Source organism: Curtobacterium phyllosphaerae (assembly GCF_049341865.1).
Lineage (GTDB): Bacteria > Actinomycetota > Actinomycetes > Actinomycetales > Microbacteriaceae > Curtobacterium > Curtobacterium phyllosphaerae.
The window spans coordinates 100557-112664 of sequence record NZ_JBMPIU010000003.1; the positions used below are offsets into that span (position 1 = coordinate 100557).

Annotated in this window: 7 protein-coding genes; 4 read left to right on the forward strand and 3 right to left on the reverse strand. The window is 73.8% G+C overall.

Translation table 11 applies throughout. From position 1 onward, the window contains the following. Nucleotides 1–24: 24 nt before the first annotated feature. Genes ACO0E0_RS06185 through ACO0E0_RS06195 form a run of 3 tightly spaced genes read right to left on the reverse strand, consistent with a single transcriptional unit; the run spans nt 25 to nt 4882 of the window. A complete protein-coding gene (locus tag ACO0E0_RS06185) occupies nt 25–996 on the reverse strand; it encodes an NAD-dependent epimerase/dehydratase family protein (RefSeq protein ID WP_422870530.1) in 972 nt (323 codons plus the stop codon). Next, on the reverse strand, nt 993–3905 hold the full coding sequence (locus tag ACO0E0_RS06190; RefSeq protein WP_422870531.1) for an alpha/beta fold hydrolase: 2913 nt from the start codon (nt 3903–3905) through the stop codon (nt 993–995). Before ACO0E0_RS06190 ends, ACO0E0_RS06185 begins: the two co-directional genes overlap by 4 nt. Next, nucleotides 3902–4882 (reverse strand): 3-oxoacyl-ACP synthase III, encoded by a 981-nt coding sequence (locus ACO0E0_RS06195; protein WP_422870532.1) that lies wholly within the window; start codon nt 4880–4882, stop codon nt 3902–3904. The genes ACO0E0_RS06190 and ACO0E0_RS06195 overlap by 4 nt, the downstream gene beginning before the upstream one ends. Nucleotides 4883–5141: 259 nt before the next feature. Between ACO0E0_RS06195 and ACO0E0_RS06200 the strand changes: the two genes are divergently transcribed. The 4 genes from ACO0E0_RS06200 (at nt 5142) to ACO0E0_RS06215 (ending at nt 12084) form a co-directional block, all read left to right on the forward strand. After that, on the forward strand, nt 5142–7679 hold the full coding sequence (locus ACO0E0_RS06200; protein ID WP_422870533.1) for a glutamate--cysteine ligase: 2538 nt from the start codon (nt 5142–5144) through the stop codon (nt 7677–7679). Beyond that, nucleotides 7679–9478 (forward strand): N-acetylglutaminylglutamine amidotransferase, encoded by a 1800-nt coding sequence (locus ACO0E0_RS06205; protein ID WP_422870534.1) that lies wholly within the window; start codon nt 7679–7681, stop codon nt 9476–9478. The genes ACO0E0_RS06200 and ACO0E0_RS06205 overlap by 1 nt, the downstream gene beginning before the upstream one ends. After that, on the forward strand, nt 9478–11400 hold the full coding sequence (locus ACO0E0_RS06210) for a S9 family peptidase (protein ID WP_422870535.1): 1923 nt from the start codon (nt 9478–9480) through the stop codon (nt 11398–11400). Before ACO0E0_RS06205 ends, ACO0E0_RS06210 begins: the two co-directional genes overlap by 1 nt. 246 nt (nt 11401–11646) lie before the next feature. Next, nucleotides 11647–12084: a hypothetical protein gene (locus ACO0E0_RS06215; RefSeq protein ID WP_422870536.1), complete on the forward strand. Its 438-nt coding sequence runs from the start codon at nt 11647–11649 to the stop codon at nt 12082–12084. The last annotated feature ends 24 nt before the right edge of the window (nt 12085–12108 follow it).

A 12108-nucleotide genomic window follows, 5' to 3' on the forward strand; every position in this document is an offset into this window, starting at 1 on the left:
CCGCGGGACTGCCGGGGCAGCCCGTCAGCGCGCGGACTCGGCCAGGCGGCGGAAGCCCTCGTCGAGCGACACCGCCGGTGCCCAGGCCAGATCCCGACGCGTCCGCCGCTGGTCGAACCAGTGCGCCGTCGACAACTGCTCGGCGAGGAACCGCGTCATCGGCGGCTCGTCCTCCCCGGGCCGCACCGCCCACACCCGCTCCACGATCGAGCCCGCCGCCCGCGCCAGCCCCGCGGGCACCCGGACGGACGGCGCCGGCACCCGGGCCGCCCCGCAGATCCCGGCGAGGAGCTCGGCGACCGGCCGGGGCTCGCCGTTCGTCACGACGTACGCGTTCCCGTGCACCTCGTCGACCCGGTCGAGCGCAGCCACCATCGCGGACGCCGCGTTGTCGACGTAGGTCGTGTCGATGAGCGCCGCACCGTCACCGAGCAGCGGCAGCCGCCGCCGCCGTGCCCGGTCCACGATCCGCGCGACGAGCTGCCTGTCTCCCGGACCCCAGACCAGGTGCGGGCGGACGGCGACGACCCGGAACGCCGGATCGTCCGCCGCGAGCGCCAGCTGCTCGGCGACGGCCTTGGTGCGGGCGTAGTCACCCCGGGCGGTGGACGGTGCGGCGGGCAGTGCGTCGTCCCCGACGATCGAGGCCCCGGTGTGCGCGACCGACGGCGAGGACACGAACACCGTCCGCGTCACACCCGCTCCGCGAGCCGCGCCGAGCAGCAGCCGCGTGCCGTCCACGTTGACCCGGCCGAAGTCGCGCGGGTCGCCGGCCAGGGACACCTTCGCCGCGAGGTGCACCACGGCGTCCATGCCGGACACGGCCGCCTCGACGTCGCGGGGCGACGTGACGGAGCCGAGCCGGTCCTCCAGTCCGGCGCCGGTCACGCCGGACGGTCGCCGCTGGAACGTCCGGACCTCGTGTCCGGCGTCGCGGACCGCGGTCGCCACCGCACGGCCGAGGAACCCGCTCGCACCCGTGACGAGCACCCTCATGGCCGCGTCATCCGCGCGCCGGAGAGCATCCGGGACGCCCAGTCCGCCAGGCGGGTCCGGTCGATCTTGGAGTTGTGTCGGACATCGGTCGGGAGGCGCGGCACGGCGAGCACCGCGGCCAGCGTCACCGACGTGGTCGCGTCCGTGACCGCGCGCCGGACCGCGCCGGTCAGGGCGGCGTCCGCGAGTCCGGCACGCCGGACGGGCACGACGGTCTCCACGACGGCGACGAGCTGTTGGTCGCCGCGTGGCCCGACGCCGACGATCGCGGCACGCCCGACCTGTCGGACACGCTCGGCGCGCTGCTCGGGGCCGACCGGCGTGACGACGCCGTGCTCGGTGGTGACGACATGGGGGAGTCGGCCCTCGATCCAGAGGCGGCCCTCGGCGTCGAGGTGGCCGACGTCGCCGGTGCGGTGCCAGCGCCGTCCGTCGGAGTCCGTCCCGGTCCCGCGCGACGCCTCGCGGTCGGTCCGCCAGAGCGCGTCGTAGTGGTCCTTGACGTGCGGGGCGCTGACGACGACCTCGCCGGTGACGCCCGGGGTGTCGTCCGGGACGCCCACCGCGGCACCGAGGTCGTCGAGCGCGCTGATCAGCAGCGTGACGCCCGCGGCGGCCCGGCCCACGCAGACCCCGTCCTGACCCGTCCGGGCGGCCGCCCGGATCCCCGGCAGGTCGATGTCGGTGAGCAACAGGCCCTCGGTCATGCCGTAGGGGGTGTGCGCACTCGCCGCGGGCATCAGGCGTGCGGCCTCGGTGAGGAGGGGCTCGGGGACCGGTGCTCCGGCGGACAGGAACACCCGGACACCGGCGAGTGCGCGGTGGTCGGCGTCCGTCAGCGTTGCGGAGGTGGCCACCACGTTCGCGAGGGCGGCCGGCGACAGGAACACCACCGTGCCGTCCGCGCGGTCGACCGCGGCGGCGAGGGCACTCGCGGTGAGGGTCCGCGGCGAGGTGACCTCCATGTCGGGCGTCACGGAGCGGGCGCCGAGGGCCGGGCCGAGGAGCGCGAACGGTGCGAAGCCGGCGACGAGACCGGTGCCGACCCCGACGTCGTACCGGGCCGCGAGGACGTCCCGCACCGCGGCGAGCTGCGCGTGCGTGTAGACGACGCCCTTCGCGGGGCCGGTCGACCCGGAGGTGAACAGCACCGCGGCGACGGCATCGGCCGCCGGCGGCTCGGGGAGTGCCGTGCCGTGGGCCCGGAGGTCCGCGCCGCGGGCAGCGACCTCGGCGAGCGACTGCTCGACCCCGAGGGCCGCTGCCGCCGGTGCCGCGAGCCGTGTCGTCGAGATCCGTCGCCCGGGCCAGCCGAGCGACCTCGACGCCGTGAGACCGGGGAGCGCCCCGACGATCCAGTCCGGGCGGGCACCCCGGACCGCGCGCGTCAGTCCGCGGAGGCCGAGTCCGGCGTCCGCCACGACGCCGACCGCCCCGATGCGGAGGCAGGCGTAGAGCACGGCGGTGAGGTCGGCCCCGGGGGTGACGAGGAGGGAGACGCGGTCGCCCTCCCGCATGCCGAGGTCGGCGAACCCCACGGCGAGCTCGCGGACACGGCGGGTGAGGAGCCGCCACGACACGGCGCGCGGGGCGAGGAGTGACCGCGCACCGCTGTCCGGGCGGGACACCGTCGTCGAGGGCGATGTCGTGGCCGGACGGCGGTGTCGTGCGACGCCGGGCGGAGCCATCTCGATGAGGGCCGTGTCGTCGGAGTCGGCCAGGTCGTCGAGCGCGGCCCAGACGGGACGGAACGGCCTGCTCGGCTCGGGTGCGACCGGCTCCGGTGCGACCGGCTCGGGTGCGACCGGCTCGGATGCGACCGGCTCGGCGGCGGTCGGTCCCGACGTGCCCGCAGCACCGAACCGGTCGCCGAGCCACGTCATCACGTTCCCCGCGACGTCGACGTCATCGGGCAGCATGTGTCCGGCACCCTCGAACCGGTGGACGTCGGCGTGCGGCATCCGCTCCCGCAGGTCGTCGAGGTACCGGTCGCTGAAGATCGGGTCGCGCGGTCCCCAGAGCATCAGGGTCGGGACGTCGAGCCGTCGGACACCCTCGGCGATGCGGTCGAGCTCGGACCGGCTCGGGTGCTGCGCGTCGACCGGGATGTCCGCCACGAACCCGCCGACGCCACCACGCCGGGCGGCACCGCGGTACGGCGCCCGGTAGGCGTCCCGGACCTCGGTGGTGAGCGCCGGGTGCGCGATCGCGAGCGTCGTGTCGAGGAACGCCGGGGTCAGCACCGTCGCGCGGCCGAGGACCCCCGGGCGGAGCGCGAGTCGGAGCGGCGCAGGGATCGACGAGTCCGCGGGCTGGTGGATGGCGGTGTTGCAGAGCATCACCGCGGCGAGGACGTCAGGGTGGTCGACCGCCCACCCCATCGACACGACACCGCCCCAGTCGTGGCCGAGCGTCACCACGGGGCCGGATGCCCGGGCGGCCGCCGACGGTCCGGTCAGGCCGAGCTCGTCCGTCACCGCACCGAGGTCGCGGACGCGGTCGGGCAGGGTGCGGGGTGCACCGGTGCGCTCCGAGTACCCCATGTCGAGCTGGTCGACGGCGACGACGCGCCACGCGGGTGCACCGGCGCGGGCGGCCTCGAGCGACGCGGTCAGCACCGAGCGCCAGAGGTACGACCACGTCGGGTTCCCGTGCACGCAGAGGATCGTGCCGACGGGGTCGATGCCGGCCGCGCCGAGGGACCCGGCCGTGTCGAGGAGGTGCCACGTCCGCGGGACGGTGGCCGTGCCTCCCGTCCGGCCGAGCGGTACCCCGGCGGTCTCGACCGTCGGCACGGTCACCAGGCGCGACCACGCCGGGTCGAGCCCCGGCAGGATCGGCGGCAGGGATGCGGGCGCGGTCGTCGCGGCGATCCGCGGCAGGCCGCGGACCGGTCGCTCCGTCGTCACCAGGCGAGCTCGAGCATCGAGGTGTTCAACCCCGAGCCGACACCGGCGAGCAGGACGCGGTCGCCGCGTTTGACACCGCCCGCGGCGACCTCCTCGGCGAGGGTGATCGGGATCGACGCCGGCCCGACGTTGCCGTACTTCTGGTAGGTCGTCGGGACGCGGTCGCGGTCGAGCCCGACGGCCTTGACGAACGCGTCGGTGTGCACGTCGGAGACCTGGTGCAGGATGTAGCGGTCCATGCCGGACCAGTTCCACTCGCGCTGCGCCTCGTTCCAGGCATCGACGACGAGTTCCATCCCGCCCTTCAGCAGGGCCTTGGCGTCGGTGTACATGCCGTCCACGCTGCCGACGCACAGGCCGTACCACTGCGTCGCGGCGCGGGAGACGCCGCCGAGCAGCCGGTGGCCCTCGCGGTGCTGGTCCGCCGGACCGAGCACCGCCGCCGCCGCCCCCGAGCCGAGGGTGAGGCTCGCGAACTCGCTCATGAAGTCGTCGCGGTTCCGGCCGCCCTGGTTGAGACGGTCGATCGTGTTGAGCTGGACCTGGTCGGCGTCCTCGCCGTCGATGATCACGGCGTACTTGATCTGGCCGGAGTCGATCATGCCCGCCGCGATGCTCATCGCGTTCACGAAGCCGAGGCACGCGTTCGCGACGTCGAAGTTGATCGCCGACGTCGGCAGGCCCATCCCGTGGTGCAGCCGCACGGCGACGCTCGGCTCGAGGTGCGGTCGGGTCACCGACGTGTTGATGAGGAGTCCGACCTGGTCCGGACGGATGCCCGCCTGGGCGAGCGCACGCTTGCCGGCGTCGATCGCGGCGGCGTCGAAGGACTGCCCCTCGCCCCAGTTCCGACGTTCGGTGACACCGGCGACGCGCTCGAGGAGGCGCTTCGGGAGCCGGAGCCGACGGAGGACGGTGTGGAGGCGTTCCTCGATGTCCGCGGAGGTCGTCACGCGGTCGGCGAGGGTGCTTGTCACGGCGAGGAGGGCGACGTTCCGATGCCGTGTCGTCGCGTTGCCGGGAGCGCCCTCGCCCCCGGCGGCTGCCGAAGCCGGGGGGACGTCCGCGACGGGGACGTCGTGCTGCGCATCGACCGGCGCAGTCGCTCGAGTTGTGATCGTTGACACCGAATCAATACTGCTCCGCCGAAACTGCAAGTGCGCCGAGGGCGCGCTGCATTCTGCGATGTCGACGCCCGAAACACGCTCGTCACACGCTTCCGCGTACGGTCGACCCATGAAGGCAGAGCTGACGCTGGGCGCCGAGGAAGAGCTCCACCTCATCGACCTGGAGACCAAGCGGTTGTCCGCGCAGGCCCCGCGGCTGCTGTCCAAGCTGCCGGGCGACCGGTACGGCGCCGAGCTGCAGCGGACCACCATCGAGACGAACGTGCCGGTCGTCACGACCTTGACCGACCTGCGGACCGAGATCCTGCGGCTCCGCACCGACCTCACCGCCGCGATCGCCCCGTCCGGCGTCGCGATCGCGAGCGTCGGCACCGCGCCGCGGTCGGAGTTCGCGGACTTCGAACTGACGACGACCGGGCGCTACGGGCGGATGCAGGAGCAGTACCGGATGCTCGTCGACGAGCAGTTGATCTGCGGCCTGCAGGTGCACGTCGGCGTGAGCGACCGTGACCTCGCGGTGCAGATCGCCCAGCGCGTCGCCCCCGCGCTCCCCGTCCTCCTCGCCCTCAGCGCCAGCAGCCCGTACTGGAACGGGCAGGACACCGGCTACGCGTCGATCCGCAGCATCATCTGGCAGCGGTGGCCGAGCGCCGGGTCCTTCGGCCGGATCGAGACGGCCGCGGAGTATGACCAGCTGCTCGCCGACCTCATCGAGTCCGGGGTCATCGCCGACTCGAAGATGGCCTACTTCGACGTCCGCCCCTCGTCGCACGCGCCGACGCTCGAACTCCGGGTGTGCGACGCGACGCCGATCGTCGACGACGCGGTGCTCATCGCCGGGCTGTTCCGCGCCGCGGTGAAGCGTGCCGAGGACGACATCACCGCCGGGCGCACGCAGCTGAACCGCCGGGAGCCGGTGCACCGCGCCGCCATGTGGCAGGCGGCCCGAGCCGGACTGAGCGGGGAGCTCCTCGGGCTCGGCGAACACCCGGAGCGCGTCCAGGCGCACCTCGCGGTCATGCAGCTCGTCGACCGCCTCCGTCCGCAGCTCGAAGAGCTCGGCGACTGGGCCGACGTGTGCGCCCTCGTCGAGCAGACCCTGGCGCGCGGGAACTCGGCCGACCGGCAGCGGACCGCGTACGCCGAGCGGGGTCGCCTCGACGACGTCGTCGCGCAGGTGCTGTCGGAGACGTCCGGTCCCGCCTCCGGCCACGCCACCGACCGGGGGTCCGCGATCGCCGGGTACCGGGTCCGCCGCGGTGACGAGGCCGTCGGGCCCGGGGCGTTCCCGCGACCCGCGTTCCAGGACCTCGCGGCGTACTTCTCGGGGTGGACCTCGGACACGACCGCCGACCACTGCGGCCTCCGCGACGCGTGGAGTGCGACCCGGGAGCTCGGGTTCGTCGTCGACGGCGAACGCCAGCCGTTCGGATGCGACCTCGTGCCCCGGATCGTCAGCGCGTACGAGTGGGGGATCCTCCGCGACGGGCTGACACAGCGCGCGCGGGCGATCGAGCTGTTCCTGCAGGACGCCTACGGTGCACGCCGGGTCGTCGCGGACGGCGTGCTCGACGAGTCCGCGGTCGTCGGTGCCGCGGGGTGGCGGGCCGAGGCGGAGCGCCTGCCCGCCGGGACCGTGCACGCGCCCGTGATGGGGTTCGACCTCGTGCGGAACGAGTTCGGCGGGTGGCGGGTCCTCGAGGACAACGTCCGGTCGCCGAGCGGTGCGGCGTTCGCCGTCGCCGTCCGGCAGCTGATGGACGAGGTCGTCCCGGACGCGCCCCGGCCGCACGGCGTCCTCGACCCGACGACGCTGCTGCCCCTGCTCCGCGACACCCTGCTCGCGCCGGCCCGGGCGCGCGGCGTCGCCGATCCCGTGGCGGCGCTCGTCTCCGACGGCCCGACCGCGGGCGCGTGGTACGAGCACCGGGCGCTCGCCGACGGTGCCGGACTCGTGCTCCTGACGACCGCCGACCTCGCCGTCCGCGACGGGCTGGTGGTCGACGCGCGGAACGGGCAGCGGCTCGACGCCCTGTACCTCCGGTCCGACGGCGACATCGTCGAGGTGGTCTCGGGCGACGACCCGGACCTCGGCGCCCACATCCTCGACGTGGCGGCGGCGGGGGACGTGTTCCTCGCGAACGCCCCCGGGAACGCGCTCGTCGACGACAAGGCGATGTACGTCGCCGTGCCCGACCTCATCTGGTACTACCTCGACGAGAAGCCGCTCCTGGAGTCGGTGCCGACCTACCGCACGAGCGACGAAGGGGAGCGCCTGGCCGTGCTCGACCGCGTCGGCGAGCTCGTCACGAAGCCCGTCGACGGCGAGGGCGGGCGCGGCGTGCTCATCGGCCCGGCGGCGAGTGCCCCGGAGGTCGCCGAGCGCCGGCACGAGATCGCCACGCATCCCGACCGGTGGGTGGCGCAGGAGGTCGTGCAGCTGTCGTCCCACCCGACGCTCACGCCCACCGGGCTCGAGCCGCGGCACGTCGATCTCCGGGCCTTCGTGTACCTGACGGGGACGGAGCCCGGGCAGAGCACGCTCGCCGACCTCGGGCTGACCCGGGTGGCGCCGGAGGGCAGCATGGTCGTCAACTCCTCGCGGGGCGGCGGCGCCAAGGACACGTGGATCATCGGAGGCAACTGATGTGCGGACTCGCCGGGGAGCTCCGGTTCGACGGGACCCGCGCCGACGCGGGCGTCGTCGCGACCATGACCGGGTGCATGGCGCACCGCGGCCCGGACGGCGACGGCCTCTGGGCTCGGGGTCCGGTGGCGCTCGGACACCGGCGGCTCGCGATCATCGACCTCTCGACGGCGGGCGCGCAGCCTCTGGTCGACGCCGCCCTCGGCCTGACGATCGTCTTCAACGGGATGGTCTACAACTACGCGGCGCTCCGCGACGAGCTGCACGGGCTCGGGCACACGTTCCAGAGCACCTCCGACACCGAGGTCGTGCTGAAGGCCTACGCCGAGTGGGGCACGGCGTTCGTGGACAGGTTCCTCGGGATGTTCGCGATCGCGATCTGGGAGCACCGCACCGGCCGGCTCGTGCTCGCTCGTGACCGCCTCGGCATCAAACCGCTGTACGTGTCACCCGTCCGCGGCGGGGTCCGGTTCGCGTCCACCCTCCCGGCGCTCCTCGACGGGTCACGCACAGCCGGGAACGACGTCGACACGTCCATCGACCGGACCGCGCTCGCGTCGTACATGACCTTCCACTCGATCGTCCCGGCGCCCCGGACCATCCTGTCGGGCATCGAGAAGCTCCCACCGGCGACCGTCCGCGTCTACGAACCGACGGGTGCGTCGACCGACACCACCTACTGGGAGCCGTCGTTCACGCGCGACCCGGACAAGTCGGACTGGACGTCCGCGGACTGGGAGCGGGCGTTCATCGACAGCCTCCGCACTGCCGTCGAGCGCCGGATGGTGTCCGACGTGCCGGTCGGCGTGCTCCTCTCCGGTGGCATCGACTCCTCGCTCGTCGTGGCGCTCCTCGCCGAGCTCGGCCAACGGGACCTCGAGACCTTCAGCATCGGGTTCGAGTCGCACGGCGGCGAGTCCGGCGACGAGTTCGAGTACTCCTCCCTGGTCGCGCAGGAGTTCGGCACCGACCACCACCGCATCCCGATCCCGTCCGAGCGGCTCCTCGCCGGGCTGGACGGCGCGGTCGCCGCGATGAGCGAACCGATGGTCAGCCACGACTGCATCGCGTTCTCCCTGCTCGCCGAGGAGGTCTCGCAATACGTCAAGGTCGTGCAGTCCGGGCAGGGCGCCGACGAGGTGCTCGGCGGCTACGACTGGTACCCGCCGCTGGCCCGCGTCCCGCGCGACGAGGCCGCCGAGGCCTACGCGAACGTGTTCATGGACCGCCGCTGGTCCGCGATGTCCGGGCTGCTCCGCCCCGAGTGGCTGGACGACACCGACACCCCGATGGAGTTCGTCCGACAGCGGTTCGCCCTGCCCGGCGCGGACACGAGCGTCGACGCCGCACTCCGCCTCGACACGACCGTGATGCTCGTCGACGACCCGGTGAAGCGCGTCGACAACATGACGATGGCGTGGGGGCTCGAGGCGCGGGTGCCGTTCCTCGACCACGAGTTCGTCGAGCTCGCGGCGCAGATCCCGCCGTCGCTGAAGCTGTCCGACGGGGGCAAGGGCGTCATGAAGCGTGCCGCGCGCGGGATCGTCCCCGACGCCGTGATCGACCGCACGAAGGGCTACTTCCCGGTGCCGGCGATCCGCCAGATGGAGGGGCCGGTGCTCGACCGCGTCCGCGCGGCGCTGACCGACCCCGCTGCCCGGTCGCGTGGACTGTTCGACTCGCGTACCGTGTCGCGGATGCTCGACGCACCGAACGAGACCAGGACGCAGCTCGGCTCGAACGCCCTCTGGCAGCTCGGCCTGATCGAGATGTGGTTGCAGGCGCAGGGGGTGCGCTGATGGCGGCATCCGCGGCGGCGCACCTCGACGACGCAGCCCGCGGACAGCCGGGAGGCGCGGCCGACGTCCCGACGTCGGCGCGTGTCCGGCAGGCGGTCGCGCTCGGTGACGAGCTCGTCGCGGCGTGGGGATCCTGGGGGCCGACGATGACCCGGAGCGCGCGCCGCGTGGCGTTCGTGAGCGACCGGTACGGCACGCCCGAGGTGTTCGTGCAGGACGTCGTGGTCGACGGTCCGCTCCCGGACCCCGCACGGATCCGGCTGTCTGACGACCCGGTCGTGGCGGTGTCGTGGTCGGCCGACAGCGAGTGGCTCGCCGTGGCACTCGCGACCGACGGCGGCGTCCGGCAGCAGGTCTGGGTCGTGCGTCCGGACGGCTCCGACGCCCAGCAGATCGCGGGGTCCCGGGTCCAGCACGCCGAGCTCGGACCGTGGAGCCGCAGCGGCCACCGCGTCGTGATCACCCTGCCGTCGACCGAGCCAGAGCAGCCGGCCCGCGCGTTCATGGTCGACCCCGGGACGGGCGTCCGCGACGACCTGGCCGTCGGCGACCTCATCCACATCCTCGACGTGTCGGTCGAGGAGCGTCTCGTCGTGCTCCGCGACGGGCAGCGCGGGCAGGAGTTCGTCGTCGTCGTCGACCGGCTCACCGACGAGGACCACCCGCTCCTGACGGCACCCCGCGCGGGCTCGGCCGAGATCGCCTTCATCCGACCGTCGCCGGCATCCGAGACCTCGCCGCTCGTGGCCTACCTCGCGACCGAGGCGGGGCTCCCGCGTCGCCAGCTCGTCGCGCAGCCGCTCGGACCGCACGGATGGCGGGGGACCTCCCGCGTGCTCGTCGGGCGGGACGACGCCGACCTCGAGTACCTCGACGCCGACGACGCCGGACGGACGCTGCTCCTCGTCTGGAACGTCGCCGGACGGAGCGAGCTCGAACTCGTCAACACGCACAGCGCCTCCCGGACGCCGGTCCCGGACGTGCCCGGGCTCGTCGTCACCGACCCGGTGCTCTCCCGCGACGGACGGTCCGTGCTCCTCGCCGCCGAGAGCCCGACGCACCCATGGGAGCTCTGGCGGCTCGACACGAACGCGCTCACGTGGTCGCGGGTCACCCAGGTCCCGACCCTGCCCGACGTCCCGCTCGTCGAGCCGACGCTCGAGCGGTTCCGGGCACGCGACGGCCTCGAGCTGACGGGGTGGCTCTACCGGGCCGCACCGTCCGACGGTCCGACGGCCGGTCCCGCGATGCTGCACCTGCACGGCGGTCCGGAGTCGCAGGAGCGGCCGGCGTTCTCGGCGCAGCACCAGGCGCTCGCCGCTGCCGGGATCACGGTGTTCGCGCCGAACATCCGGGGGTCGTCCGGGTTCGGCCGGACGTTCGTGCACGCCGACGACCTCGCGCTCCGGTGGGATGCGCTCGCCGACGTGGTGGACTGCGCCCGGTACCTCGTGTCCATCGGGGTCGCCGACGAGTCGCGCATCGCGGTCGAGGGTCGTTCCTACGGCGGGTACGCCACGCTCGCGTCGGTGGCGTTCACGCCCGACGTGTTCGCGGCCGGCGTGTCGGTCTGCGGGATGAGCGACTTCGCGACGTTCTACCGGGACACCGAGCCGTGGATCGCCGCGGCCGCCGCCACGAAGTACGGGCACCCGGTCGACGACGCCGCCCTGCTCGCGTCGCTCTCACCCATGCGTGCGGTGGCCGACATCGAGGCGCCCCTCCTGGTCGTGCACGGGGAGCTCGACACGAACGTGCCGATCGGGGAGGCGACGCAGGTCGTCGGCGCGCTCCGTGACCGGGCGCACGACGTGTCGTACCTCGAGCTCGCGGGGGAGGGCCACGAGTACCGACGCCAGGGATCCCGGCAGGCGCTGGTGTCGACGATGGTGCTGTTCCTGGCCGACCGGCTGCAGGCCTAGCCGGGCCGGGGCTGAGGCTGGCCGGGGCTGCGGCCGGGGCCCCGGGGCTGGTGCCGTCGGCCGGGTCTGGGGCCGTCGGTGCCGCCGAGGATGCGGAGACCTGGGGTGGGCCGACCTCCGGACTCCGAGTTCGTGCATGCTCGGCGGGCGGCGTTGGTTCTGCACAGGTGGCGCGGCCCGTCCTGTTCTCCACAGAAGCGGCGTCCGCCGGTGGACGGGAGGCGCGGCTCGGCCAGTCTCGTCGGCATGCCAGACACCACACCGACCACGCTCACACCCATCCGCTCCGACGCCGACGCGGTCGCGCTCGTCGGGACGCTCCTCCGACGCGCGAACCAGCGACAGTGCTGGGTGCTCTTCATCGCGGACGACCTCCGCACGATCGACCTCGCCATGCCGATCGAGGACATGCCCGAGCATGTCGACCACGACACCGAAGACCACTTCGCACGCGCGATGGCCCATGCCTACCGTCGACTGGGTTCGGCCGTCGTGCTCGTCGTGTGGGAACGGCGCGGCGGTCCCGATCCGAGCCGATCGGAGTGGGAATGGGTGCACGCGGTCGAGGTCGGGTTCGCCGCCGTCGGTGTCCCGGTCCGCGGGCAGATGCTCCTGCACGACGACGGCGTCTCCTGGTTGGAGTCGGACGAGGCGTCGACCGAACCGCGGACGGTCGACGCATGACCCGCGTCCCGGTGCCGGTGCCCT